The 25,772-nt window shown below is 64.3% G+C and carries 27 protein-coding genes; 13 read left to right on the top strand and 14 right to left on the bottom strand.

Going from position 1 to position 25,772, the window contains the following annotated elements; all coding sequences use genetic code 11:
• Positions 1-84: 84 nt before the first annotated feature.
• From nth to metG, 6 genes are all read right to left on the bottom strand, one after another.
• Complete coding sequence (gene nth / locus LU688_RS21590; RefSeq protein WP_023630758.1) at positions 85-723, bottom strand: endonuclease III; 639 nt, start codon at positions 721-723, stop codon at positions 85-87.
• Positions 724-727: 4 nt separating this feature from the next.
• The gene (locus tag LU688_RS21585) at positions 728-1,252 is read right to left on the bottom strand and encodes an Rnf-Nqr domain containing protein (protein ID WP_160290660.1); all 525 of its coding nucleotides are present in this window, start codon (positions 1,250-1,252) and stop codon (positions 728-730) included.
• Positions 1,249-1,860 carry an RnfABCDGE type electron transport complex subunit G gene (locus LU688_RS21580; protein WP_094012395.1) on the bottom strand — a complete coding sequence of 204 codons (612 nt, stop codon included), beginning with the start codon at positions 1,858-1,860 and terminating at the stop codon, positions 1,249-1,251. The genes LU688_RS21585 and LU688_RS21580 overlap by 4 nt, the downstream gene beginning before the upstream one ends.
• On the bottom strand, positions 1,857-2,828 hold the full coding sequence (locus LU688_RS21575; RefSeq protein ID WP_094012394.1) for an RnfABCDGE type electron transport complex subunit D: 972 nt from the start codon (positions 2,826-2,828) through the stop codon (positions 1,857-1,859). Before LU688_RS21575 ends, LU688_RS21580 begins: the two co-directional genes overlap by 4 nt.
• Positions 2,829-2,906: 78 nt before the next feature.
• Positions 2,907-3,455, bottom strand: coding sequence for an Rnf-Nqr domain containing protein (locus LU688_RS21570; RefSeq protein WP_023630762.1), 549 nt, complete (start codon positions 3,453-3,455; stop codon positions 2,907-2,909).
• 101 nt (positions 3,456-3,556) lie between these two features.
• The gene (gene metG, locus LU688_RS21565) at positions 3,557-5,599 is read right to left on the bottom strand and encodes a methionine--tRNA ligase (RefSeq protein WP_046854465.1); all 2,043 of its coding nucleotides are present in this window, start codon (positions 5,597-5,599) and stop codon (positions 3,557-3,559) included.
• 158 nt (positions 5,600-5,757) lie between these two features.
• Between metG and apbC the strand changes: the two genes are divergently transcribed.
• A complete protein-coding gene (apbC, locus tag LU688_RS21560) occupies positions 5,758-6,852 on the top strand; it encodes an iron-sulfur cluster carrier protein ApbC (RefSeq protein ID WP_023630763.1) in 1,095 nt (364 codons plus the stop codon).
• Positions 6,853-6,973: 121 nt separating this feature from the next.
• Here the strand turns inward: apbC and LU688_RS21555 are convergent, their stop codons facing one another.
• Positions 6,974-7,183 (bottom strand): cold-shock protein, encoded by a 210-nt coding sequence (locus LU688_RS21555; RefSeq protein WP_012273869.1) that lies wholly within the window; start codon positions 7,181-7,183, stop codon positions 6,974-6,976.
• A 327-nt stretch (positions 7,184-7,510) separates the two neighbouring features.
• On the opposite strand from LU688_RS21555, the gene dcd reads away from it, so the two are divergent.
• Positions 7,511-8,077: a dCTP deaminase gene (dcd, locus tag LU688_RS21550; protein ID WP_023630764.1), complete on the top strand. Its 567-nt coding sequence runs from the start codon at positions 7,511-7,513 to the stop codon at positions 8,075-8,077.
• A gap of 97 nt (positions 8,078-8,174) precedes the next feature.
• Positions 8,175-8,417: a hypothetical protein gene (locus tag LU688_RS21545; RefSeq protein ID WP_046854466.1), complete on the top strand. Its 243-nt coding sequence runs from the start codon at positions 8,175-8,177 to the stop codon at positions 8,415-8,417.
• Between the two features lie 6 nt (positions 8,418-8,423).
• On the opposite strand, the gene LU688_RS21540 is transcribed toward LU688_RS21545, so the two are convergent.
• The gene (locus LU688_RS21540) at positions 8,424-9,539 is read right to left on the bottom strand and encodes a succinylglutamate desuccinylase/aspartoacylase family protein (protein WP_094012393.1); all 1,116 of its coding nucleotides are present in this window, start codon (positions 9,537-9,539) and stop codon (positions 8,424-8,426) included.
• 233 nt (positions 9,540-9,772) lie between these two features.
• Between LU688_RS21540 and LU688_RS21535 the strand changes: the two genes are divergently transcribed.
• The gene (locus tag LU688_RS21535; RefSeq protein ID WP_094012392.1) at positions 9,773-9,955 is read left to right on the top strand and encodes a type II toxin-antitoxin system HicA family toxin; all 183 of its coding nucleotides are present in this window, start codon (positions 9,773-9,775) and stop codon (positions 9,953-9,955) included.
• A 20-nt stretch (positions 9,956-9,975) separates the two neighbouring features.
• The gene (locus tag LU688_RS21530) at positions 9,976-10,401 is read left to right on the top strand and encodes a type II toxin-antitoxin system HicB family antitoxin (protein ID WP_023630767.1); all 426 of its coding nucleotides are present in this window, start codon (positions 9,976-9,978) and stop codon (positions 10,399-10,401) included.
• A gap of 69 nt (positions 10,402-10,470) precedes the next feature.
• Here LU688_RS21530 and LU688_RS21525 read toward each other — a convergent pair whose 3' ends face one another.
• The 5 genes from LU688_RS21525 to LU688_RS21505 form a co-directional block, all read right to left on the bottom strand.
• Entirely contained in the window at positions 10,471-12,906 is a 2,436-nt protein-coding gene (locus tag LU688_RS21525; protein ID WP_160290661.1) for a penicillin acylase family protein, read from the bottom strand.
• A 192-nt stretch (positions 12,907-13,098) separates the two neighbouring features.
• On the bottom strand, positions 13,099-13,302 hold the full coding sequence (locus tag LU688_RS21520; protein WP_023632501.1) for an SEC-C metal-binding domain-containing protein: 204 nt from the start codon (positions 13,300-13,302) through the stop codon (positions 13,099-13,101).
• Between the two features lie 7 nt (positions 13,303-13,309).
• Complete coding sequence (locus LU688_RS21515) at positions 13,310-13,786, bottom strand: LEA/WHy family protein (protein ID WP_023632502.1); 477 nt, start codon at positions 13,784-13,786, stop codon at positions 13,310-13,312.
• Between the two features lie 2 nt (positions 13,787-13,788).
• Positions 13,789-14,265: a YchJ family protein gene (locus tag LU688_RS21510; RefSeq protein WP_038706657.1), complete on the bottom strand. Its 477-nt coding sequence runs from the start codon at positions 14,263-14,265 to the stop codon at positions 13,789-13,791.
• Positions 14,266-14,269: 4 nt separating this feature from the next.
• Positions 14,270-14,764, bottom strand: coding sequence for a DUF6231 family protein (locus tag LU688_RS21505; RefSeq protein ID WP_094012390.1), 495 nt, complete (start codon positions 14,762-14,764; stop codon positions 14,270-14,272).
• A 160-nt stretch (positions 14,765-14,924) separates the two neighbouring features.
• Here LU688_RS21505 and LU688_RS21500 point away from each other — a divergent pair, with 160 nt between their 5' ends.
• The 4 genes from LU688_RS21500 (at position 14,925) to LU688_RS21485 (ending at position 17,550) form a co-directional block, all read left to right on the top strand.
• Positions 14,925-15,617, top strand: coding sequence for a PA1041 family peptidoglycan-binding anchor lipoprotein (locus tag LU688_RS21500; RefSeq protein ID WP_038706655.1), 693 nt, complete (start codon positions 14,925-14,927; stop codon positions 15,615-15,617).
• Between the two features lie 89 nt (positions 15,618-15,706).
• The gene (locus LU688_RS21495) at positions 15,707-16,426 is read left to right on the top strand and encodes a PA1041 family peptidoglycan-binding anchor lipoprotein (RefSeq protein WP_046854473.1); all 720 of its coding nucleotides are present in this window, start codon (positions 15,707-15,709) and stop codon (positions 16,424-16,426) included.
• A 97-nt stretch (positions 16,427-16,523) separates the two neighbouring features.
• The gene (locus tag LU688_RS21490) at positions 16,524-16,799 is read left to right on the top strand and encodes a DUF1145 domain-containing protein (RefSeq protein WP_023632547.1); all 276 of its coding nucleotides are present in this window, start codon (positions 16,524-16,526) and stop codon (positions 16,797-16,799) included.
• Complete coding sequence (locus tag LU688_RS21485) at positions 16,792-17,550, top strand: hypothetical protein (RefSeq protein ID WP_094012389.1); 759 nt, start codon at positions 16,792-16,794, stop codon at positions 17,548-17,550. The genes LU688_RS21490 and LU688_RS21485 overlap by 8 nt, the downstream gene beginning before the upstream one ends.
• 894 nt (positions 17,551-18,444) lie before the next feature.
• On the opposite strand, the gene LU688_RS21480 is transcribed toward LU688_RS21485, so the two are convergent.
• Complete coding sequence (locus tag LU688_RS21480; protein ID WP_046854476.1) at positions 18,445-18,909, bottom strand: CopD family protein; 465 nt, start codon at positions 18,907-18,909, stop codon at positions 18,445-18,447.
• 98 nt (positions 18,910-19,007) lie between these two features.
• On the opposite strand from LU688_RS21480, the gene dinG reads away from it, so the two are divergent.
• From dinG to LU688_RS21460, 4 genes are all read left to right on the top strand, one after another.
• Complete coding sequence (gene dinG, locus LU688_RS21475; protein ID WP_046854477.1) at positions 19,008-21,152, top strand: ATP-dependent DNA helicase DinG; 2,145 nt, start codon at positions 19,008-19,010, stop codon at positions 21,150-21,152.
• An 81-nt stretch (positions 21,153-21,233) separates the two neighbouring features.
• Positions 21,234-23,450 (top strand): beta-galactosidase, encoded by a 2,217-nt coding sequence (locus tag LU688_RS21470; RefSeq protein WP_104445000.1) that lies wholly within the window; start codon positions 21,234-21,236, stop codon positions 23,448-23,450.
• 97 nt (positions 23,451-23,547) lie between these two features.
• Entirely contained in the window at positions 23,548-24,693 is a 1,146-nt protein-coding gene (locus LU688_RS21465; RefSeq protein ID WP_038706650.1) for an EstA family serine hydrolase, read from the top strand.
• Between the two features lie 99 nt (positions 24,694-24,792).
• Positions 24,793-25,770 carry an OmpA family protein gene (locus LU688_RS21460; RefSeq protein WP_104445001.1) on the top strand — a complete coding sequence of 326 codons (978 nt, stop codon included), beginning with the start codon at positions 24,793-24,795 and terminating at the stop codon, positions 25,768-25,770.
• Positions 25,771-25,772: the final 2 nt, after the last annotated feature.

Here is a 25,772-nt window from a genome sequence, read left to right as displayed (position 1 = left end):
GCCATTGGCCGTCCTTATAACGGGAATCGCAGAGCGGGTAAAAAAGATTTTTTCAATCGCCTTGTGCTGTTGTCAGCTATTGCTTCAATCGTCCGAGGTCTTGAGCTTGTATTCGCACAGGTCCTCGATTCGGCAGCTGCCACAGCGGGGTTTTCGGGCCTGGCAGACATAGCGGCCATGCAGGATCAGCCAGTGGTGGGCATCGAGCAGATACTCCTTTGGCACGAACTTGAGCAGTTTCTTTTCGACTTCCAGAACGGTCTTGCCCGGCGCTATACCCGTGCGGTTGCTGACCCGGAATATATGCGTATCGACGGCCATGGCCAGTTGGCGAAAGGCGGTGTTGAGCACTACGTTGGCGGTCTTGCGGCCGACGCCGGGCAGGGCTTCCAGCGCTTCGCGGCTCTGCGGGACTTCACCACCGTGCAGTTCGACCAGCAGGCGACAGGTCTCGATGACATTCCTGGCCTTGCTGTTGTACAGCCCGATGGTCTTGATGTACTCGCTCAGGCCTTCGACACCCAGGGCGTGGATGGCCTGCGGCGTGTTGGCGACCGGAAACAGGCGTGCGGTAGCCTTGTTGACGCCGACGTCCGTCGCCTGGGCCGAGAGGATCACCGCGATCAACAGTTCGAAGGGGGTGGAGTAGGCCAGTTCGGTCTTGGGTTCGGGGTTGTCTTCATGCAGCCTGCGAAAAATCTCCAGGCGTTTGGCGGCATTCATGGGGTCAACGGCTTCCTAGACGGCGTGGTGAGGTGGTCGATGGGCGCAGGTGATTGTACAAGCCCAGCAGCAGGCCGAGCAGTATCAAGGCGCCGGGAGCGAGCGTGGCAATGTGCAGGCCGAGATCGTCGGCGAGCACTTGTCGACAGATACCCAGGGCAAGGCTGGCCACCAAGAGCCCACCCAGGCCGCGGCACAGTTGGCGGTAGCGGTGAGTCTGTGGCAGCAACTGCTCGCATGCCAGGCAGGGCAGCGCCAGCAACAGGGGGTAGAGGGCAAGTTGCTCGGCCAAGGGCAGGGCCCACGCCCGCAGCCCCAGGTGCAGACAGGTTACCAAGGTGGCGGTCAGTAAAGCGCTCGCCCACAGGCTGGCGCCTTGGGCAAGGTGGCTACGCAGTGGTGCCATCAGCGCCTGATGCAGGCGTGTCAGCAGGCAGGCGCAAAGGCTGATGGCGATAGCCTGGACAATGGTCCGGGTCGCGCCGAGCAACGGTGCCAGGCTGATCATCACTAGCCAGAACCTGCTCATGGGCGCGCCTCGTCGAGCAGTGCCTCGCGGTGGTCGTCGAAGTAGCGCAGCGCATCCTGGATCGCCTCGATGACTGCCCTGGAAGTTACCGTCGCCCCGGCCAGCTGATCGAACGCGCCCTGGTCACGCTTGATCGCCCAGGCCTGCTCCGGGGTGCCTTCGTGTGCCCGGCCAATGAACTGGTCGAGCCAGTGACGGGCAGGGTCTGCCAGTTGGTCGCCCAGGCCGGGGCTTTCCTGTTGCTCAAGTACACGCATGCCTGCCAGGCGACCGTGGGTGTCGATGGCGATGACCATTTCGATGGCGCCGCCATAGCCCTGGAACCTGTTGTGCAGCAGGATGGCGGTAGGGCTGCCGCCTAGCGTGGCACGGTAACCGGCGAGCAGGCGGCTGTGGCGCAGGCTGGTATCTGCCAGTGCCAAGGGTGTCTGCAAGGGCTGGTTGTCGTAGCTGCCCGGCGGCAGCACCGCCAGCCATTGCCGTTCCTGCCACTGGCGCGATGCTTGTGCAATCGGTTCGGCAGTGAAGCGTTGCCAGGCCAGTGTCGTGGCGACGGCCAGGAGTGCCAGCAGCAGAAGGCAGGCAGCGCTGCACCAACGGGCATTCACAGGCAGGCCTCTTGGCGGCGTTGCGCCCAGCGATCCAGGGACGGTGCGGCAAGGTTCATCAGCAAGATCGCGAATGCCGTGCCGTCGGCAAAGCTGCCCCACGTACGGATCAGGTAGATCAGCATGCCGGCGCCGGCACCGAACAGCAGGCGGGCCAATGGCTGTCGGCAACCGGATACTGGCTCGGTGGCGATGAAGAACGCGGCCAGCATGGTCGAGCCCGACAGCAGGTGCAGCAATGGTGAGCCATTGGAGTCGGAGCCGGAGCCATTCCAACCCACCAGGCTGAACAGGAACAAGGCGCCGAGCAGGCCGACCGGCGCATGCCAGCCGAAGACCTTGCGTTGCATCAGGAACAACCCGCCGAGCAGAAAGGCGAGGTTGACCCATTCGCTTGCACGTCCACCGAGGTGGCCAAAGGCCGAATGGCTGGCAAACAGTTCGTCGATGGTCAGGCTGCGGTTGTGGCGCAGTACGTCGAGCACCGTGGGGCTGGCCCAGGCATCGATGCGATCGCCGGTACCCAGGCTCAGGTTCAGGCTCTCAAGCAATCCGGGTGCTTGGGCGGGCCAGTGGTTCATTTGCAGGGGGAAGCTCAGCAGTACGAACACGTAGCCCGCCATGGCCGGGTTGAACAGGTTGCGTCCCACTCCACCGAAGGCCTGTTTGCCCAGGCCAATGGCGACACAGGCTGCAATTACCGGCAACCACCAGGGTGCCTGAATGGGCAGGGCCGCAGCCAGCAGAACGGCGGTGACCAGCGCGCTGCCATCGCCCAGGGTCGAGGCCACCGGCAGCTTGCGCCAGCTCAGCAGCACGGCCTCGGTGGCCAGCGCCGCGCAACTGCTCAGCAGCAGGTTGATCAGCACGCCCCAGCCATGCAGCCAGAACAGCGCGAGCAGCCCCGGGACACAGGCCAGCAGCACCAGTTGCATGGCGCTGCGCAGGCGCGGATCAGATGGCGGCATGGGGCGGCAGTTCCTCGAAGTAGTGTCGGGCGGCGTTTTGAAATGCCGGCAGCAAGACGCCGGTGTTAAGAGTCAGGCTCATTGTGCGAAGAGCCCATTGAGTCCCGAAAAAGCCATGGCCATAAGCCCGGCACCGATCAGTTGGATAGGCAGGCCGCGTAATGCCGTGGGTACCTCGGCTTGGCGGCTGCGCATGTCCAGGTCCGCATACAACATCAGCGCGAGCCAGAAGCCCAAAGCGGTAACAAGTGGCCACGCCAGCAGGCGCCAGCCGTACATTTCGGCATTGGACAGTTGCACCAGCAAGCCTAGCACCACGGCATTAGCGCTCAGCAGACTCGGCAGGCCTTGTGTTGGCCAGTCTGGCCGCAGGCGTTGCAGCAGGTTCGGCAGCGCCCAGGCCAACGCCGCCAGCAGCGGCAGGAAGAGCAACAACTGCAGGTCCTGCAACTGTGATGGCACGAGCAGTTGCTGGTAGATCCATGCCCCGACTGGCAGTGCCAGGAGGATCAGCAGTGCGCTGCACAGCCCCAGCGCATGCAGGCGCGCTCGCTCGCCCGGTTCTGCCTGCAGGACCAGGTGATTGACCAGCGCGGCGCTGACCAGGACCAGAACGTAGTCACTCATGGGGATGCCGACGGCGGGAGGATGGCGCCATTATCCGGCAGCGGGTGGCAGATGCAAATGCCCCGGCCAGGTGGCCGGGGCATGGTAGTTACTTAAGGCGGTTACTTGATGCGCTGGCCTGGCTTGGCACCGCTGTCAGGGCTGAGCAGGTAGATTTCCTCGCCGCCCGGACCGGCTGCCATGACCATGCCCTCGGAAACGCCGAAGCGCATCTTCCGTGGCTTGAGGTTGGCCACCATCATGGTCAGACGGCCTTCCAGCTGGGACGGATCCGGGTAGGCCGACTTGATACCCGAGAACACATTGCGACGCTCGTCACCGATGTCCAGGGTCAATTGCAGCAGCTTGTCTGCACCCGGCACGGCTTCGGCCTTGACGATCAGCGCCACGCGCAGGTCGACTGCGGCGAAGGTGTCGAACTCGATTTCGGCCGACAGCGGGTCCTTGGCCAGCTCGCCATTGCCCGCCGGGGCGGTCTTGGCCTCGGCGGCCAGCAGGTCTTCCTTGCTGGCGGCGATCATGGCTTCGACCTTGGCCGGTTCGATGCGGCTCATCAGCGCCTTGAACGGGTTGAGTTGGTGGTTTTCCAGGCGCGACTGGTGGTCGTTCCAGGTCAGCGGCGCGACATTGAGGAAGGCCTCGGCGTCGGCGGCCAGCACCGGCAGGACCGGCTTGAGGTAGATCACCAACTGGCGGAACAGATTGACGCCCTGGGCGCAGATGGCCTGCACCTCGTCCTGCTTGCCTTCCTGCTTGGCCAGCGACCACGGGGCCTTGTCGGCGATCCAGGCGTTGGCACGGTCGGCCAGGGCCATGATCTCGCGCATGGCGCGCCCGAAATCGCGGGCTTCATAGGCCTCGGCAATCGACGGGGCTGCCGCGAGGAAGGCTTCGGTCAGCTCCGGCGCGGCGTCACCGGCGACCATTACGCCGTCATTGCCCTTGTGGATGAAACCGGCGCAGCGGCTGGCGATGTTGACCACCTTGCCGACCAGGTCGGAATTGACCTTTTGCACGAAGTCTTCGAGGTTCAGGTCGAGGTCGTCGACACCGCGGCCCAGTTTGGCGGCGTAGTAGTAGCGCAGGTACTCCGGCTGCAGATGGTCGAGGTAGGTGCGCGCCTTGATGAAGGTCCCGCGCGACTTGGACATCTTCGCGCCGTTGACGGTCAGGTAGCCGTGCACGTTGACCGCGGTCGGCTTGCGCAGGCCCGCGCCTTCGAGCATGGCCGGCCAGAACAGGGCGTGGAAGTTGACGATGTCCTTGCCGATGAAGTGATACAGCTCGGCCGTGGAGTCTTCTTTCCAGAACGCGTCGAAGTCCAGTTCCGGTCGGCGCGCGCAGAGGTTCTTGAAGCTGGCCATGTAGCCGATCGGCGCGTCCAGCCAGACATAAAAGTACTTGCCTGGCTCGCCCGGGATCTCGAAACCGAAGTACGGAGCGTCGCGGGAGATGTCCCATTCCTGCAGGCCGGAGTCCAGCCACTCGGCGAGCTTGTTGGCCACGGCGTCCTGCAGGGTACCGCTGCGGGTCCACTGTTGCAGCATGGCCTGGAAGTCGGGCAGCTTGAAGAAGAAGTGCTGGGAATCACGCAGTACCGGGGTAGCGCCGGAGATGGCCGACTTGGGATTCTTCAGCTCGGTCGGGGCGTAGGTGGCGCCGCATTTTTCGCAGTTGTCGCCGTATTGGTCCTCGGCTGCGCACTTGGGGCAGGTGCCCTTGATGAAGCGGTCGGCGAGGAACATGCCCTTTTCAGGGTCGAAATACTGGGTGACCGAACGGGTGGCGATATGCCCGGCATCGCGCAGGCGCGTGTAGATCAGGCTCGACAGCTCGCGGTTCTCCTCGCTGTGCGTGGAGTGGTAGTTGTCGAAATCGACCAGGAAGTCGGCGAAGTCGGCGCTGTGCTCGGCCTGGACGTTGGCGATCAGTTGCTCGGGCGTGATGCCTTCCTTTTCAGCACGCAGCATGATGGCCGAACCGTGGGCATCATCGGCACAGACATAGATGCACTGGTTGCCGCGCAGCTTCTGGAAGCGCACCCACATGTCCGTCTGGATGTACTCGAGCATGTGGCCAAGGTGGATCGATCCATTGGCATAGGGCAGGGCGCTGGTGACGAGAATCTGACGTGGCTCGGACATGGTGGCTCGGCTACTTATCTGGCTACGGGGTAAAAATGAGGGTGATCGGCCACTATAAAGGGCTGGCGAATATATTTCACCCCAACAACGCATCCGCTGACGATTGACGGGTTAGCATAGGCGCCTGTTCCGTATTCAGTTTGCCAATGGGAGCCTCCATGAGTGCCGTTACCCGTGCCGCCGTCGAAGGCGTGCTTCGCCAGTACACCGACCCCTACCTGAACCAGGACCCGGTCAGCGCCGGTTGCGTGCGCGCCATCGAAATCCAGGGTGGGCAAGTCAATGTGCAGTTGCAGTTGGGCTATGCCGCCGGGCTGTTCAAGGGCGGCTGGGCGCAGGTACTGCAGACCGCCATCGAGAACCTCGACGGTGTGACTTCGGCCTCGGTCGGCATTGACTGTGTGATCGCTACGCACAAGGCCCAGGCTCAGGTGCCGGCCATGGCCAACGTCAAGAACATCGTCGCCGTGGCCTCGGGCAAGGGTGGGGTCGGCAAGTCGACCACCGCCGCCAACCTGGCCCTGGCCCTGGCCCGCGAGGGTGCGCGGGTGGGGATACTCGACGCCGACATCTATGGCCCCAGCCAGGGTGTGATGTTCGGCATCCCCGAGGGCACCCGCCCGCAGGTGCGCGAGCAGAAGTGGTTCGTGCCGATCAAGGCCCATGGCGTCGAGGTCATGTCCATGGCCTTCCTCACCGATGACAACACGCCCATGGTCTGGCGCGGCCCGATGGTCTCGGGGGCGTTGCTGCAACTGGTGACCCAGACCGCCTGGGACGACCTCGACTACCTGGTGATCGACATGCCGCCAGGCACCGGCGATATCCAGCTGACCCTGGCGCAGAAGGTGCCGGTGGCGGGCTCCGTCATCGTCACCACCCCGCAGGATCTGGCGCTGCTGGATGCCAAGAAGGGCGTGGAAATGTTCCGCAAGGTCAACATCCCGGTGCTGGGCGTGGTAGAGAACATGGCGGTGCACATCTGCTCAAACTGCGGCCATGCCGAGCACCTGTTTGGTGAAGGCGGCGGCGAGAAGCTGGCGGCCCAGTACGGTGTCGAACTGCTGGCATCGTTGCCGTTGTCGATGCTTATCCGCGAGCAGGCCGACAGTGGCAAGCCGACCGCGATTGCCGAGCCGGAAAGCCAGATCGCCATGGTCTACCAGGAGCTGGCGCGGCAGGTGGGGGCGCGGATCGTGCTGCAGGAAGCGGCGGCGCCGGCGATGCCGAGCATCACCATCAGCGAGGATTGAGGTTCAGGAAGTCATGTGGGAGCGGGCAAGCTCGCTCCCCCGATCGCTTCTGACCATTCGCTCAGGCACAAAAAAACCCGCCAATGGCGGGTTTTTTTGAAAGCGAGGAAGCGAGATCGACTTAGGCGATCTGAACTTCTTCAGCCTGCATGCCTTTCTGGCCGCGGGTAGCGACGAAAGTAACAGCCTGGCCTTCTTTCAGGGTTTTGAAGCCGTCAGCTTGGATGGCTTTGAAGTGCACGAACAGGTCGTCACCCGACTGAGGGGTGATGAAGCCGTAGCCTTTCTCATCGTTGAACCACTTGACGGTACCGTTTTGACGGTTGGACATGTTTCTGTCTCCTTGGACAAAGTTGATTACGGTCAGGAAAAACCCTGGCCGGGACTGAGTGCAAAGAGAGCAGAAAATTCAGCGATGGGCCGATGATAATCGTGCATCAAACTAGAGATTCTCGGTGTCACGTGCAGCACAGTGGCGCCACCTTAACCCACTTTCCACGACCTGCCAATGGTCAAGGAGCGCTTTGATGAATTTCGGATCGGCGGCCGGTGCAGGCCCCGTCTGGCGCGGGATGGGCAAGGAAACTTTAACCCGCGCGCCGGGACCGGTAAGATGCGCTTCTCGTTTTTCACCTTGCACTCTTCAGGACACCCCGCCATGAGCATCAAATCGGACAAGTGGATTCGCCGCATGGCGCAGGAACACGGCATGATCGAACCGTTCGTCGAGCGCCAGGTGCGCGGCGAGCACGACAGCCGGGTCATCTCCTTCGGCGTCTCCAGCTACGGCTACGACGTACGCTGCGCCGACGAATTCAAGGTGTTCACCAACATCAACTCGGCCACCGTGGACCCGAAGAACTTCGACGCCGGCAGCTTCGTCGACATCAAGAGTGACGTGTGCATCATCCCGCCAAACTCCTTTGCCCTGGCCCGCACCGTCGAGTACTTCCGCATCCCGCGTGACGTGCTGACCATCTGCCTGGGCAAGAGCACCTACGCCCGCTGCGGCATCATCGTCAACGTCACCCCGCTCGAGCCCGAGTGGGAAGGTCATGTGACGCTGGAGTTCTCCAACACCACCACGTTGCCGGCGAAGATCTACGCCAACGAAGGCGTGGCGCAGATGCTGTTCCTGCAGTCCGACGAGGAGTGCGAAGTGTCGTACAAGGATCGTGGTGGCAAGTATCAGGGCCAGCGCGGCGTCACCTTGCCGCGCACCTGAGCCGACAAAGCGCGGGAATTGTTTCCGCGCCTGGCACTCCAACGAGTGAACAGTTCCGGCGCGCATGACGTGCGCCGGCTCTCGTCAGGAGCCTTCCATGAAAATTGACCCCGCAATCAGTGCCAAGCTGGCCGTCCTGCAGCCGAACCAGATCGGATTGCTGGCCTGGTCGCTGCTGGCCCATCCGCCGATACACACGCCACTGCCCATGCGCGCTGGCGGCGTGCCTCACCAGCCTGATCCCGACACCCCCCAGCCGCCACAGCCTGGCGAGCAGCCACCGATGGAGCCGGGCGAACCGACCTTGCCGGATGAGCCGCCTCCCGCTCCCGTGGCTTGACGCCGCTCAGTTGCCCAGCAGGTAACCGCTGCGACAGACCTGCTCGCCTGCCACATGGGCGACCACCATGCCCGCCGTGGCCATGCGCCGGATGCTGCGGGCATAGAGCAGCCCCGCCTGGCTATTGCGCAAGGGAGTGACCCGGTCGTTGAGCGGGTCGATGACCTCGGCGATCAGTGTCCCGGCTTGCAGGTACTGGCCGGGGCTGGCATGGAACACCAGCAACCCGCCAAGCGGTGCCATGACCGGTTCCACCGCTGCCAGTGGCGTGGCCGGTCGACGCAGCGCCGGCAACGGGGCAGGCTGCCCTTCGATGACCCCGGCGTGGGTCAGGAAGTCGAGGATCGCCTGGCAGTCCTGGGTGGCCAGGGCGTGGCTGACATCGGCCTGGCCGCGCAACTCGATGGTCACCGAAAAACTGCCTTGGGGGATCGGGAAGCGTTTGCCGAAGCGCTGCTGCAACTGCCACCACACCAGGCTGAAACACTCATCGAACGATTGTCCGCCCGAGTCGGTGGCCAGCAGGCTGGCCTGGACGCCCAGGTAGCGTGCCAGCGGTTCGACCTCGGGCCAGGCCTCCGGTGTGGTGTACAGGTGCTCGACGGCTTCGAAGTCGCAATGCAGGTCGAGCACCATGTCGGCGTCGCAGGCCAGGCGCTGCAGGGTCAGGCGCTGGGACTGCAGCGGCGTGTGCGCGGGGTGGGCATCCAGGCCCCGGCGCAGGTATTCACGGATCAACGCCAGGTTGTGCGCCGGGTCTTGGGAGAGGTGGCCTTCGATCTGGTCACCAATGTTGTCCGACAGGTCGACGAACCTGCGGTTGAAGTTCTCGCCGCTTTGCAGCTCGAAGCGCCCCAGGGGCGCGTCCAGCAACACCTGCTCGAGGCCGACCGGGTTGGCCACCGGCACCAGGATGACCTCCTTGCGCAACCGCCCCTGCTGCTCCATGTCCGCAAGCCGCTGCTTTAGGTGCCAGGCCACCAGCATGCCCGGCAGCTCGTCGGCATGCAGCGAGGCCTGGATGTACACCTTGCCGGCGCCACGTGGGCCGAAATGGAAGCTGTGCAACTGGCGGGCGATACCCGGGACAGGGGAGAGCAGGTCGTGGGTCGAGTGGTGCATGGTGGTCCTGATGTGAGCGCTGTGCGGCAAGGGCCGGGATCAAGGATAGAAGCATAACTTCGGCGTTGGCGCACTATTCATATCGGCCGGGCGGACGGTGGAGCTCGGATATGGACTACCTGAAATGAGGACATGCCGAACCCGCAGGTGCTGTCTACTGATGCTTCATCGCGCTGCGCAACAAATATGTTGCGAGTGCAACCTGTTTGCTGCATTTTTCTCCTGGTGCATGCATGAAGTACAGCGAACTACGTCGATGGCTGCGTTCTCAGGGAGCCACCTTCGTTCCTGCCAAAGGCAGCCATTTCAAGGTTTACCTGGGCAATCGACAAACCATCTTCCCCGACCACGGCGCCAAGGAAACAGGGGAGGGGCTGAGGAAGAAGATCCTCAAGGATCTTGGACTGAGCGACTGACCACGCAACGAGGTTTCCAAATGAATTTCGACTATCCGGTAAACGTGCACCGTGATACAGGCAGTGTCTGGATCAGTTGTCCGGATATACCTGAGATGGCCAGTGCGGGCGATACGCTCGATGAAGCATTGTTCGATGCAGTGGATGCCCTGGAGTCAGCGCTTTCCCTGTACGTGGAGCGTCGGGCAGCCATTCCGTTGCCGACACCAGTGCAGTCAGCCGAGGCCATTGTCAGGTTGCCGGCGCTGACCGCGGCCAAGGCGGCGCTGTGGAACACCATGGTCTCTCAGAACGTGACCAAGACCGAAATGGCCCGACGGCTTGGCGTTAATCGGCCGCAGGTGGACCGGCTGGTTGATTTGCTGCATCGCTCCAAGATCGAGCAGGTCGAGCATGCCTTGCATGTATTGGGACAACGCATAGAACTCGCGGTGGTAGCTGCCTGAAGATGATCCGAGAGGTTCCTTCCTGGCGCAGATGCTGCGCCAGGAAGCTACTTCCGTGGGGCCGAAGGCCTATTTGCCAGGCACCAGCGTCAACCGCTGGCTACCGTAGGCCCGGGCAAAATTCTGCGGTTGCAGCGGCAGGCTGGTGAAGCGGCCCTTGAACCAGGCATCGAGCCCATCGCTGTAATGGTGGCTGGCCGGGTTGCCGGACTGGCCATTGCTGGTCAGCACCTGCAGCGGTTCGGTCTGCCCAAAATCGACGATCATCCGCGCCGAGGCCGGCAGTTGGGTGTCGAAGCTGCTCCCCCAGGCATAGGGCGTCAGGGCCAGGGTGCTGAAGTCGCCACCCGCCGCCAGGGGCGCGCGCTCGAGCTTGTCGCCCAGGCCGTGATAGGCCGGTGCCGGCCAGCGGTACTGATGCAGCTTGCCCCACTGCCAGGCACGGCGGTCGGCGCCGAGTTGTGTGGTGCCGGCATCCACCGCCGCAGCCAGGCTGCGGGCGAGGATGGCCGGCTTGTCTTCTTTTTGCGGCGTGCCGCGATCGTCCCAGAACGGGCTGTCCTCGCGCCCCAGCAGGTGGTCGGCCTGGGCGGAGTAGGAAAGCTTGGCATTGCCGATGAACGCTTGCCATGCCGGGCTGGATTCCGGGCCCAGTTCATCGAGGAAGGTCTGGCGAGTGACTGCCTGGAGGAACAGTTCGTACAAGGCGGCATCGGCCGACACCGGGCTTAGCCGGCCATCGAAGGCCTTTAGCCGCGCCAGCGCATCGCGAGCCTTGTCGCGCTGGGCGCCAGGCAGGGCGTCGATGGCCTGCTTGAGCGGCTGGGCCATGCCGGGGGCGTCGAACATCTGCTTGAGCTTGTCGGCCAGCAGTGTCACCTGATCGTTTTGCAGGGCCATCAGGCTGCGGCTGTCGTGACGACCGTTGCCGGCCAACTGGGCCAGGCGTTCGGCACGCTCGGGGTAGTACCAACTGCTCGACAGCTGCATGCCGTAGCCTTTGGGCAGGCTGCGCTGGTTGGCGTGGCCGATGAAGCCGGCGGGCGGATCCTGATCGTAGGGGTGCAGCATCGCGTCGGCGTAGCCATCCCAGTCGTAGCGCCCGTCCCAGCCTGGCGAGGGCAGCAGGCCCTGGCCTTCACGGCGGTTGGGATAGCGTCCGCTGACCTGCCAACCGATATGCTGGGGCTCGGCGAACACGAAGTTCAGCGCTGCCGCACCGACCTCGCGGGTGCTGTCGAAAGCACGCTCGATGTTTTGCGCGCGGGTCAGGTCGAACAGCGCATCTAGACTGCGATCATCCTTGAGCTGCGGTAGATGCAGGGCCAGGGCCAGGCTGCCATGCCCCGGCAACAGGGTGCCGTGGCGGGTGTCGTACATCACCTCGCGCTGAGGGCGCTTGCCGCGAACGAAGAAGGTCTCGTTGCGGGCACGCGCCGGTTGCCACTTGCCGTCGGCGAGGTAGGTCAGCTGGGGGCCCTGGCGGCGCACCTGCTCGAGGAACAGGTCCTGGTTGTCGGCCATCACCGCGCTGCTGCTCCAGGCCAGCTTGCCGTTGTAGCCTGCCAGTACGATCGGCAGCCCCGGCAGCGACAGGCCGGCGACCTGATACTTGCCGGTGTGGATCTGCACCGGGCTCAGTGCCCAGGCAGCGCGGCTGTCGCTGGCCAGCAGGCTCTTGCCGGCACGGCTGCGCTGGGGCGACAGGGCCAGGTTGCTCGAGCCGGGCACGCCCAGCAGGCCGAGGTCGGCCAATTGCTGGCCAGTGGCGGCGAGCGCGCCCAGGCCCGGCAGCTGGCTGGCCAGGTTCAGGCCCTTGAGCTTGTCGACTTCGCTTTCGGCCAGGGGCTCGTCCGGAGCGCCGGGCAGCAGCCAGGCCAGCTTGTCGGCACCGACCTTCTGCGCCAGGGTCAATGCCGACAGTTCCTCCTGCAGGTTCACCGACTGGCTGAAGGCGTAGAGGCTGAAGATCAGCGCCGAATCCTCGGGTTTCCAGTATTCCGGGCGATAACCGCTGCGAGCGAGTTCGCCCGGTAACTTGTCGCGATAGCGGAACAGGTAGGCGTTGACCCCGCGGGCATAGACTTCGAAGAAGCGCTTCAGGCGCGGCGAGGCATCGGCATACAGCTGGCTGGCACCCTGCTTGAGGTTGGCCGCGCGCATCAGCCGGTCGATCTCCAGGGCGTCGGCTCCCGCCAGCTCGGCCAGGCGCCCCTGGGCCAGCAGGCGCATGGCGACCATCTGCTCGATGCGATCCCCGGCATGCAGGTAGCCCAGGCTGAACAGCGCATCATGGAAGTTGCTGCTTTCGATCAGCGGCGCGCCCATGGCGTTACGCCGTACCGAGACGTTCTGCGCCAGGCCCTTGAGCGGTTGCACGCCGCTGTAGGGCAGGACGCTGTCCTGGTAGCCACCCATCTGGCAGCCGCCCAGCGCGAGCAGGCCAAGCAACGCGGCAGCACTGCCGAGGCGGAGGGGGAAGGGTGGAAGGACGGGGGCGGCCATGGCTGGATTCCTGCAGGGCGTGGCGGGGTTCTGAAAGGCGCTAAGGTAGTGAGCGCGCAGTCGCCGTGCAAGGTGCCGGGGAGCTTTATTTACCAGTGGTCATGCTGGAGCGGGTTGATCATGGGCCAAGCCCGTTCCCACGACGGTTTGCCTGGGAGTGGGCTTGGCCCTGAACACGTGCGCTGACGTTGATCAGGCGCCGTGGCACTTCTTGAATTTCTTCTCGCTGCCGCATGGGCAAGGGTCGTTGCGGCCGACGTCCTTCAGGGCGTTGCGCACCGGCTCCTGGTGGCCGTGGTTGCAGTGCGGGCCGTGCACATGGCCGTGGTCGTGGTGATGGTCGTGACCGTGATCGTGATCGCAGTCGGGGCCATGGACATGGGGTTGTTGGGTCATTGCAGCGTTACTCCGGTTTAAGATCGCCGGGGATTATCTCACCCCTTTGCCTCAAGTGCAGGTCCCGATGCACGAACAGTCCGGTGGCCAGCTCGCCACGCAGTTGATACTGCACGGGTTGCCCGCTCTTGAGCAGCTTTGCCAGAGGCTTGAGGTGCTGCCAGAGATTGGTCCGCACGGTGACCTTGAAGGTGCGCCGGGCATGGCCGCCAACGCTGCGCCACAGGCTGGCCTCGTCTTCGGCCAGCAACAGGTCGCCCAAGCGTACAGAATAGGCCAGGTGGCGGATGAACAGGCGGCTGTCATTGGGGTTGTCGACCCGCAGGTGCAGAACGAACTCCTGCTGGTGCAGGCGCACCTTCACCGGTTCCACCTCAAGCAGGTGCAACTGTGGTTCGCGCCAGGGATCACTGCCCCAGCTGACGCAGCCCGCCAACCCGCACAGCAGCAGGCTGAGCGAGAGCAGGCGGGCCAGGGTGCGCATGCTCAACTACCGAAGTAACTGGCGCAGCATTTCTTGAACTTCTGCCCGCTGGCACAGGGGCAGGGGTCGTTGCGTCCGGCCTTGAGGGGCGCGGTCGGGTCGATGAAGTACCAGCGTCCGGCATGCTGGACGAATGCCGAGCGCTCGCGGTGCTGGTGATCGCCCTCGAGGTCGTGCCAGCGCGCGGTGAACGTGACGAAGGCATGCTCGGGCTGCCCGCCCAGCACCTCGGCGCCCTCCACCTCCAGGCCTAGCCAAGTGCTCTGCGCGCTCCAGGCCGCCATGGCGGCGCGGTCCAGGCCCGGTTGCTGTGCTGGCAGGGTGGTGGCCACCAGATAATCCACCAGGCCCAGCACATAGGCGCTGTAGCGTGAACGCATCAGCGTCTGGGCATCCGGCGCTGGTGTTCCACTGTGATAGTGCCCGCAGCAGGTATCGAGCAGGTTGCCACTGCCGCAGGGGCAGATCGAGACACTCATTCGTTCACCACCAGTACTTGCCGAAGTTTTCTGGGTTGGCCCAGAACTTGGCATTGAGCCAGTCCGGGACCTGCTTGTAGTCATGCAGATCATAAGTGAACAGGCTCAACACCTGGTCATCGCGCTGGAACTGCTCGCTGGCCGAGAGCGCCAGCGAGTAAAAGTCGGTGGCCTGCCAGCCGCAGGCGGTCAGGTCGGCCAGCACCGCGACGCGGCTGGCGTTGAGGTTGCGAATGCCGCCCAGCAGCTCCAGGCCGGTGCGTTTGGGCAGGTGCTCCAGGCAATCGACCAGCACCGCCAGGTCGAAGCGCCGGGCGGCCTGTTCGGCGGGCAGCGGGCCGGGTGCGGTGGCTTCGATATGGGTATCGGGATGGGCGGCGGCGAAGGCTTCCAGAGCCGGGAAGCGGCTGCCCACCAGCAGCAAGTGGCGCGGGGTGAAGCGCTCCAGCAGGGCGGCCAGTGCCTGCTGGGGCGTGCGTTGGGAGAAAGCTTCGGTCATTGCCATTCCTCGTTCAGGTCGCTCAAGACTAACGGTCCCAGGCCAGCGGGCAAAGGGGCGCGCCGCTGCGGCGTGGCTTATTGTTGGCAGAGCGGGAAGCGCCGGTCTTTACTCCCAGAGCATCGGTTTTCTACCGATTCCCCCTAGGAGAAGCAACAAGATGAGCATAGTACGCACAGCGATACCCCTGGTTCTGCTCACCAGTGTGTTGACTGGTTGTGCAGGTTTACAGAAAACCGACTGGCCGAAGTGTGCTGCCGTCGGGGGCGTTGGCGGCGCGGCCCTGGGCGCGATCGAGAGCTCCAGCTGGGCTGGCTGGGGCGCCTTGCTCGGTGGCGGCCTGGCGGCGGGTTACTGCTGGGCCCATGGTGACGGTGACGAAGACGGCGATGGCGTCCCGGACAGCCGCGACAAGTGCCCGGGCACCCCGCGCGGCGTGCAGGTCGACGCCAATGGCTGCCCGCCGGAGCCGGCGCCGGTGGTCGAGGAGGTCGTGGTACAGAAGGAAGAAGTCATCGTCATCCGTGACGTGCATTTCGAGTTTGACTCGGCACGCCTGACGGCCACCGACAAAGAGCGCCTGAACACCATCGCCACGCGCCTCAAGCAGGAAGCCCCGAGCGCGCGACTGAGCGTTTCCGGTCACACCGACAGCGTTGGCTCCGACAGCTACAACCAGAAGCTCTCTGAGCGCCGCGCCCAGTCGGTGACCAACTACCTGGTCGAAAGCGGTGTACCGCGCGCCAGCTTCGTCTCGGTGGTGGGGGCGGGTGAAACGCAGCCGGTCGCCGACAACGCCACCGCCGATGGGCGTGCCATGAACCGTCGAACCGAGATCAAGATCCAGCGTTGACGGCGATGTGCCCGCGCCTTGAGAAGTGGCGTGGGCACGTCTTTACTCCTGTGTGACCGGTAGCGGCCGGTGACACAGGAGCATTCACCATGCGTGTATTGTCGAAAGCGGCACTGCCGTTGGTGGTGGCCACGAGCCTGCTGGCAGGCTGCGCCACCCACAGCGATGGCAGCGCGCCCCTCAATCAAAGGACATGGCCCATCTGCAGCCTGCTTGGCGGTTTGGTCGGTGGCGGCCTGGGCGCCATCGAAAGTTCCAGCTGGGCGGCTGGTGCCGGCGTTGCCGGTGCGATTGCCGGTGGGTTGATTTGTTATGCCCAGGATGGCGACGAGGATGGCGATGGCGTTTTCGACCGCCGCGACCGTTGCCCGGATACCCCGGCTGGTACCCAGGTCAACCATATGGGCTGCCCGTTGCCGCAATATCCAGCCACCGCACCGCAGCCAGAGCCTGCGGCGACCCCAGAGGTGATCACGCTGGATGATCAGGGCCAGGTGCTGTTCGCCTTCGACTCCGCCGAACTCACCCAGGGTGCCCAGCAGCGCCTGCAGGGCTTGCTGCCCAAGCTCAACGATCCCAGTGTGGCCAGTGTCAAGGTGATCGGTTTCACTGACAGCGTGGGCTCCGACAGTTACAACCAACGCCTGTCCGAGCGCCGTGCCAGCGGTGTTGCGGAGTACCTGATCAGCCAGGGCCTGGCGCCGAACAAGGTGACCAGCCAGGGCCGTGGCGAGAGTGAGCCGGTGGCTGACAACGACACCGACGAAGGTCGCTCGCGCAACCGACGGGTGGAACTCCACCTGAACTGACCCCTCTGGCGCATGCCCCGGCAGTAGGGTTACTGTTGCCGACGCGGTCCGCTCGAACGAACCGCTTCGGCATAACAATAAATCATGGGGGCGGGGTATGAAGTTCATCCTGGGCCTGGGCAAGGCTCTGACGGTGGCATTCTGGGGTGTGGTGCTGTTCAACCAGTTCATGCCGCAGCCATTGCCGCTCAATCTGCTGATCAATGCCGCAGGTATCGTCGTGCTGTCGCTGCATGTGCTCGAGGTGCTGTTCTTCAACGGCAGCCTGCGCGGGCGCAGCCACCGCTGGTTCGACCGCCTGCAGATTCTGTTGACCGGCATCTTCCATGTCATGTCCATTCCCCGGTCGCAGGAGGCGCCGAGCCATGCGTAAACTGATTTTGCTGGCTGTAATGGCTACACCCTTGGCCCAGGCCGAAAGCCTGGAGGTTGCTCCCCATTCCATGCTGCGACTGCCGAACAAGGCGGCTAGCGTGCATCTGGAGCACCTGCGGGTGGCCGACTCGGCGACCTTGTTGCTACCAGCCAGCCTTACCGAACTGAAGATCGACCGGCTCGAACTGGGGCGCGATGCGCGCATCGCCATCGCGCCGGCCGAGCGCGACCTGCGCATCGAGGCGTTGACGGCTCGGCTGGGCGAGGGTAGCGAATTCAGTGCGCCAGGGGCGCCCGGAAGCTACGAGCGGCCCGCGCGGCCGGGGCGTAACCTGGATCTGCGGCTGCAGGCGTTGGAGGCGGAGCGGCTATCGATCGACGCCCGGGGCGGGGCTGGGGCGCCGGGGTATGTCGGGCTCGACGGCGCCAATGGCAAGCCTGGGGGCTGCACCTGGGGGCAGGCCAGTCGTGGGGCGAATGGCGATGATGGTGGCAACGGGCATGATGGGGCTCCCGGTGGGCGAGTTCGTCTGGCGGTGCCTGAAGGGTTTGCGCAGGAGCGGATTGTGGTGCGGCTTGATGGTGGTGCGCCTGGTAAGGCGGGGGCTGCGGGGAAGGCCGGGGCGGGTGGGGTCAGTAAGGGGTGTCTGGTTTATCGGACCGATGCGGGGGGGAATGGGCGGCCTGGGCAGGCCGGGCAGCCTGGGTTGGCTGGGGCCTCGGGGGAGTTGATTCTTCAGCGGCTTTGAGTTTTTCTGGGGTAGTGTTGTTTGGTTGTTTGGTTGTTTGGTTGTTTGGTTGTTTGGTTGTTTGGTTAGTTGGTGTTGGAAGTTGTATGCGCATTCATTTGCGATGTCGACGCTTATTCACCTTTCCGCCCTTACGGCGGGTCCCTTTTTGAAGGATCAAAAAGGAACCAAAAAATCCTCGCTCCATTCATCCGGCCCTCCGCTTCGCTCCGGGTTCCCTCACTCCGGCCTTGCTCCCGGGAGGACCGCGCTGAACGCCCCATCCTGGGGCGCAGCGCTTGACGGGCATCCATGCCCGTCACCTCCCTCCGCAAGTCCTGCGTTCGGCCTCCTGAAGTCGCGAAGTTACGGGCGGCGCCTGCACTAACGCAGCTAGTCGCTAGTTGCCATCGTGGGAACTCTAGATCAACATCGCGGGGCAAGCCCGCTCCCACCATAGTTTAACTACGTGATTCAACGTGGGAGCGGGCTTGCCCCGCGATAGCGTAATGAAGAACAATATAACAGCCACTAACAAAACCAACATATCTGCTCTTGATCTGCTCTTGATCTGCTCTTGATCTTGCTTCTAAGTGCGCGATAGTTCAGGCGCCACCAATTGCGACTTCAGGAGGCCGAGTGGAGTTCTTGCGTAGTGGGCGACGGCCATGGATGGCCGTCGAGCGCTGCGCCCCAGGATGGGGCGTACAGCGCGGTACCCACGGGAGCAAGAACGGAGCGAGGGAACCCCGGAGCGAAGCGTAGGGGCCGTATGAACGGAGCCGAACGGTTTTGCCTACTTTTGTCAAGACAAAAGTAGGTCGCCGTAAAGGCGAAAGGGTGACTAAATGTCGATATCGTCTACGAATGTGCTTACAAATACCAAAACAATCTCTCAAGCCAAACCCAAACCCCTCAAACCAAAACCCGCGAACTTGCCACCCCCACCACTAACACCCCAATCAACAAATTAACCCCAACCAACCGCCGAATCCGCCCCAACACCCCAGCCCCCGAAGCCCAATCCCCAGCCTCCACCGCCGCACGCAGCTCAGGCAACAACAACCCCTGAACCCGCATGAACAACGCAAACATGACAATCCCCCCGCCAATCATCACCTGCACATAACGAGGCGCGGTCTCGAACCCGGCAAACCGCAGGTGGATCATGCCGACCCCGCTGACAGCCAGCACCGCCACCGCCAGCCAGACCCATCTGAAGAACCGCTGGAAAACCTCCACCCACAATCGCAGCCGCGCAGGCCCCTCCAGCGCTGCAACCGTGGCCGGCCGCAGCACCAGCCAGGCGAAGAACATCCCGCCGACCCAGACGAGGGCGGCCAGGACATGCAAGGTGTAGGGCAGGGCAAAGGCAAGCATCCGGATCTCCATGCGGCACAAAGGGCAATAGCGGGGTATGATAGCCGGCCCATGCGAAACACTGAAAATATATCCAGCCCTCCGGGCGCCTGCAGACCATGATCAGCAACGAACTCAAAGCCACCATCCAGGGCGCCTACTCGCGTTTCCTCGAAGCCAAAAGCCTCAAGCCGCGTTACGGCCAGCGCCTGATGATCGCCGAAGTGGCCAAGGTCCTCGGCGATATCGCCAGCGACGATGAAGGCCGCCGTGCCGGCGAGCCCGCGGTGGTTGCCGTCGAGGCCGGTACCGGTACCGGCAAGACCGTCGCCTACAGCCTGGCCGCGATCCCCGCCGCCAAGGCCGCCGGCAAGCGCCTGGTGATCGCCACCGCGACTGTGGCGCTGCAGGAGCAGATCGTCTTCAAGGACCTGCCCGACCTGATGCGCAACAGCGGGCTGAACTTCAGCTTCGCCCTGGCCAAGGGCCGTGGCCGTTACCTGTGCCTGTCCAAGCTCGACGTCCTGCTGCAGGAAGGCCACGCCCAGTCGGCCACCGCCCAGCTGTTCGAGGAGGAGGGCTTTCGCATCGAGGTCGACGAGCGCAGCCAGAAGCTGTTCAACAGCATGATCGAGAAGCTCGCCGGCAACCGCTGGGACGGCGATCGCGACAGCTGGTCGGAGGCCATCGAGGACCAGGACTGGGCACGGCTGACCACCGATCACAGCCAATGCACCGGCCGGCACTGTCCCAACTTCCAGCAGTGCGTGTTCTACAAGGCCCGTGAAGGCATGGGCAAGGTCGACGTGATCGTCACCAACCACGACATGGTCCTGGCCGACCTGGCACTTGGCGGTGGCGCCGTGCTGCCCGACCCGCGCGACACAATGTACGTGTTCGACGAAGGCCACCACCTGCCGGACAAGGCCATCGGCCATTTCGCCCATTATTCGCGGCTGCGCTCCACCGCCGACTGGCTGGAGCAGACCGCCAAGAACCTGACCAAACTGCTGGCCCAGCATCCACTGCCGGGCGACCTCGGCAAGTACATCGAGCAGGTGCCGGAGCTGGCCCGCGAGGTGCGTACCCAGCAGCAGTTCATGTTCACCCTGTGCGAGCAGGTGGCGGACTTCCGCGCCGGCGAGGACATGGAAGGTCGCGACCGCCCGCGTTATCGCTTCGAGGGCGGCGTGGTACCGGAGCAGATCCGTGAAGTAGGCATCGAGCTCAAGAAAGGTTTCGCCCGCCTCAACGACCTGTTCACCCGCCTGGCCGACCTGCTCAAGGAAGGCATGGACGGCGAGAACAACATCGGTATCGCCAGCCACCAGGCCGAGGAGTGGTACCCACTGTTCGGCAGCCTGGTGACCCGTGCCCAGGGCAACTGGGAGCTGTGGACCGCCTTTACCGCTGAAGACCCCGAAGACAACCCGCCCATGGCTCGTTGGCTGACCCTGGCCGAAAGCGGCGCGCTGTTCGACATCGAGGTCAACGCCAGCCCCATCCTCGCTGCCGAGATGCTGCGCAAGAGCCTGTGGAACGTCGCCTATGGCGCCCTGGTGACCTCGGCGACGCTCACTGCGCTGGGCAAGTTCGACCGCTTCCGCATGCGTTCGGGCCTGCCACGCGACGCGGTTCAGTGCGTGGTGCCCAGCCCGTTCGTGCATGGTGACGCCGGGCTGCTGCGGGTGCCCGACCTGGGTGCCGATCCGCGCGACGCCACGGCGCACACCGCGGCGATCATTCGCGAGCTGCCAGCCATCGTCGAGGACGCCCGCGGCGCGCTGGTGCTGTTCTCCTCGCGCAAACAGATGCAGGACGTGTTCGACGGCCTGGACCGCGACTGGCGCAAGCTGGTGCTGATCCAGGGCAACCTGTCCAAGCAGGAAACCCTGAACAAGCACAAGGCGCGGGTCGACGACGGCCAACACAGCGTGCTGTTCGGCCTGGCCAGCTTCGCCGAGGGTGTCGACCTGCCGGGCGCCTATTGCGAGCATGTGGTGATCGCCAAGATCCCCTTCGCGGTGCCGGACGATCCGGTCGAGGCCGCGCTGGCCGAATGGATCGAAGCCCGTGGCGGCAATCCGTTCATGGAAATCGCCGTGCCCGACGCCTCGCTGCGCCTGATCCAGGCCTGTGGCCGGCTGCTGCGTACCGAGCAGGACCGTGGCGTGATCACCTTGCTTGACCGCCGTCTGGTCACGCAACGCTATGGCAAGGCTATTCTCAATGCGCTGCCACCTTTCCGACGGGAAATCGGCTGACTGCCGGAGCAACACTCACAACCCGTTGTCCATTACTCGATTGCGAGCCCATGACGGGCTCCGAAGGAGAGCCACCGCCCCATGATCCGCCGCGCCTTGCCTGTCGTGTTCTCCGTGTTGTTCAGTGCGCCTTTGCTGGCCGGGCAGCAGACCCTGTTCAGCTTCGTGCGCCCGGCCTCGGTGGTGAATGTCATCACCCAGGACACCAGCCTGCCGCAGTACAACGCGGAGCAGACAGCCGAAGGCGAGGTGTTGCGGCGCGTGGTGTTCAACCCGGTGGCGCAGCCGACACTGCGCCTCGCGCCGCAGAGCGGGGCGTGGGACTGGTCTGCCGGCCAGGCGCTGACCCTGCGCCTGCAGAGCGGCATGGACTGGGCGCTGACCGTTGATGTGGTGGTGCAAAGCAGCGACGGACGCACGCTCACCAGCCGCATCGACCTGCCGGCCGGGCCTGCGCAGACCGTGATGATACCGCTCAAGGCCCGTTCACCACTGAGCCAGGGCATGCGCGCCGGGCCGCCGATGCCCTGGACCTACGAAGGCCAGCGCCTGCTGCTGGCAAGCAGCGAAGGAGCAGCCGACCTGGCCCAAGTCACCTCGGTCAGCTTGAGCATCCCCGGCCCCAAGGTTGCGCAGAGCCTGTTGATCGAGAAGGTCGGCGTGCAGGATGACGACCAGGCGTTCAAGGCTGCCTACGACCAACTGATCGATGTCTATGGGCAATCGACCCGTGGTCGCTGGCCGGAAAGAATCGTCAACGACGAGCAGCTCAAGGCTGCCGACAGCCGTGAACAGGCACAGCTCAAGGGCTGGCTGGCCGAGCGCGACAAGCTCAAGCTGGATACCTATGGCGGCCTGCTGGAGGGTCCTGCGTTCGAAGCCAAGGGCTTCTTCCGCACCGAGAAACGCGACGGTCGCTGGTACCTGGTGACGCCGGAAGGGCATCCGTTCTATTCGCTCGGCGTCAATGCCGTCGCCGCCGATGGCGGGCGCACCTATGTCGCCGGCCGTGAGGGCATGTTCAAAGCCTTGCCGGGAGAAGGCGACACCCTGAGTGCCTTCTATGGCGAAGGCAACAACGATGACGGCAATGCGTCGTCCCAAGGCCGTGGTTTCAAGCAGGGGCGCTGGTTCGACTTCTACGCGGCCAATCTTCAGCGCACCTACGGCAAGCCTTGCCCGCAGGGAGAGGTGGCGTGCCCGGTGGCGGTGCTGGACGCCCAGCGCTGGCAGACCCATACCCTGGATCGCCTGCAGGCCTGGGGCTTCAATACCCTTGGCAACTGGAGCGATGTGTCGCTCGGGCAAGCCAAGCGCCTGCCGTACACCCTGCCGCTGTCGATCGTCGGTGACTACGCCAGCATCAGCACCGGCATGGACTGGTGGGGGCGCATGCCCGACCCGTTCGACCCGCGTTTCGCCATGGCCACCGAGCGTGCCGTGGCCATTGCTGCCCGGGATCACCGTGACGATCCTTGGCTGATCGGTTACTTCGCCGACAACGAGCTGGCCTGGGCCGCGCCGGGGGACGACCCCAAGGCACGGTATGGCCTGGCCTATGGCACCTTGCGCCTGACCACCGATGTGCCGGCCAAGCGCGCCTTCCTCAAGCAACTGCGCGACAAGTACCGCAACCAGCAGGGGCTGTCGAAGGCCTGGGGTATTGAGCTGACCGCCTGGGAGCTGATGGAAGACCCGGGTTTCGAGGCGCCGTTGCCCAACCCGGAGCATCCGGAAATCGAGCGCGACTACCAGTACTTCCAGCAGGTGTTTGCCGAAACCTATTTCAAGACCATTTCCGACGCGCTGAAATGGCATGCGCCCAACCATCTGCTGCTCGGTGGCCGCTACGCGGTCAGCACCCCCGAGGCGGTGAAGGCCTGCGCCGAGTTCTGTGATGTGCTGAGCTTCAACTTCTATACCTTGAAGCCTGACGACGGCTACGACTTCGCCCGCCTGGCCGAGCTCGACAAGCCGGTGCTGGTCTCGGAGTTCCAGTTCGGCTCGCGCGACCGTGGTCCGTTCTGGCCAGGCCCGCTGGAAGTGGCCCGCGAGGAAGATCGTGGCCCGGCGTATGCCAACTTCCTCAAGGCCGCCATGAATCAGCCGATGATCGTCGGCGCGCACTGGTTCCAGTATCTCGATCAACCCGCCAGTGGGCGCCTGCTCGATGGCGAGAACGGTCATCTTGGCCTGGTCGCTGTCACCGATGTGCCTTATGCGGGGTTCATCGAGGCGGTACGCCGCAGCAACCTGCAAGTCCTTGGGCATTTGCGCACAGCGTTGGACAAGCCGTAGTTCCGGATAACCACCCAGCCATCTTCAGTAGGCAAATCGCCCAACTACTGAAACAATGCACCCCTTTGCAAGCCAGGCAGTAAAGAGAGGTAGTCGGGTGCAGATCCAGGGTCACTATGAGCTGAAGTTCGAGGCGGTGCGCGATGCTTTCGCCGCGTTGTTCGAGGATCCCCAGGAACGTGGTGCCGCGTTGTGCATCCAGGTCGGCGGAGAAACCGTGGTCGACCTGTGGGCCGGCAGTGCCGACAAGGATGGCCGCGAGGCCTGGCACAGCGACACCATCGCCAACCTGTTCTCCTGCACCAAGACCTTTACCGCCGTCACCGCCCTGCAACTGGTGGGCGAGGGCAAGCTCGCCCTCGACGCGCCGGTGGCGCGCTACTGGCCGGAATTCGCCCAGGCCGGCAAGGAGCAAGTCACCCTGCGCCAGCTGCTCAGCCACCGCGCCGGCCTGCCGGCCATCCGCGAGCTGCTGCCGGCCGAAGCCCTGTATGACTGGCAGGCCATGGTCGATGCCCTTGCCGCTGAAACGCCCTGGTGGACGCCCGGCAGCGAGCACGGGTACGCGGCGATCACCTACGGCTGGCTGATTGGCGAATTGATCCGCCGCGCCGATGGTCGTGGTCCGGGCGACTCCATCGTCGCCCGCACCGCCAAGCCGCTGGGCCTGGACTTCCACGTTGGCCTGGCGGATGAAGAGTTCCACCGCGTGGCGCATATCGCCCGCGGCAAGGGCAACCCTGGCGATGCCGCCGCCCAGCGCCTGCTGCAGGTGACGATGCGCGAGCCCGAGGCCTTGTCCACCCGGGCCTTCACCAACCCGCCAGCGATCCTCACCAGCACCAACAAGCCCGAATGGCGGCGCATGCAGCAGCCGGCGGCCAATGGCCATGGCAATGCCCGCAGCCTGGCGGGCTTCTATGCCGGCCTGCTCGACGGCAGCCTGCTCGAATCCGAACTGCTTGACGAACTGACCCGCGAGCACAGCCTGGGCCAGGACCGCACGCTGCTCACCCAGACCCGTTTCGGCCTGGGTTGCATGCTCGACCAGCCGGAGGTGGCCAACGCCACCTTCGGCCTTGGCGCACGTGCCTTCGGTCACCCCGGCGCCGGTGGCTCGGTCGGTTTTGCCGACCCCGAACATGACGTGGCCTTCGGCTTCGTCACCAATACCCTCGGCCCCTACGTGCTGATGGATCCCCGCGCGCAGAAACTGGTGCGGGTGCTTGGCAGTTGCCTTTGATCGGGTAACGCGGGTATTGCCAGTTCCCTTTGACTATCCTCAATGCCAACGCCTGAAGCGTATGGGCAAAATTTCTTTCTATTTCATGGTGTATCGCTGATGTCTTCACATAAAACCTTAGCACTCGCCCTGTGCCTGGCCATGACCGGTTGCGCCAGCCACTCCCCGGACGCCGCAAAGGACGGTGGCCTGAACTGGTGGCCATTTGGTTCGGACAAGGTCGCTGACAAGGAAGTGAAGGAGGCCGTCGTCGAGAACGTGGCCAAGGCCGACGCCAAGTCCGAAAGCGGCAGCCGTTGGTGGTGGCCGTTCGGCAGCGATGAGAAAAAGGACACGGTCGCGGCGGTGCCGAAGATCGACCACAAGGCCACGCAGGCCTGGCTCGACCAGTACGAGCCGAAGGTCCGCGAAGCGATCAAGGGCAGCAAGTTCGAGCTGGAGCGCCGCGAGGATTTGCTGGCGGTGACCATCCCCGTCGACAGCTCCTACAACCCTGATCGCCCGAACATGCTGCTGCCCGCGACCCTTGGCCCGATCACCCAGGTCGCCAAGGTCATCGAGACCGATACCAAGACCGCTGTGCTGATCCTCGGCCACGCCGACACCAGCGGCGCCACGGCCGCCAACCAGAAGCTCAGCCTCGAGCGCGCCGCTTCGGTGTCGGCGATCTTCCGGCTCAGCGGCCTGCAGCGCGACCGCCTGATGCTCAAGGGCATGGGCGCGGTGATGCCGCGTGCCGCCAACGACAGCGCCGAAGGCCGTGCCTTGAACCGCCGTGTCGAACTGCTGCTGACCCCGCAGAACACCATGGTCGCATTGCTCGCCAAGTACCAGCAGGCCGCCCCGGCGCCGGCTCCGGCGGCGATGGTTGCCACCCAGGACGCCAAGGCCCCGGCCGCCAAGCCTGTCGCCAAGGCCGCCGCCAAGCCGGCTGCGAAGAAACCTGCCGCCAAAGCCAAGGCGCCGGTCAAGGCCAGCACCACCGCCAAGAAGAAAGCCGCTGTGGCCAAGCCAGCCGCGAAGAAGGCCGCCACCGACAAGAAAGTCGCCGCCAACAGCCCTGCGAAGACCAACTGATC

The sequence above is a fragment of the Pseudomonas soli genome, assembly GCF_021283165.2.
GTDB classification, from domain to species: Bacteria; Pseudomonadota; Gammaproteobacteria; order Pseudomonadales; family Pseudomonadaceae; genus Aquipseudomonas; species Aquipseudomonas soli.
Note: the sequence above shows the minus strand (reverse complement) of the source record. Positions and strands in the feature narration are given on the sequence as shown.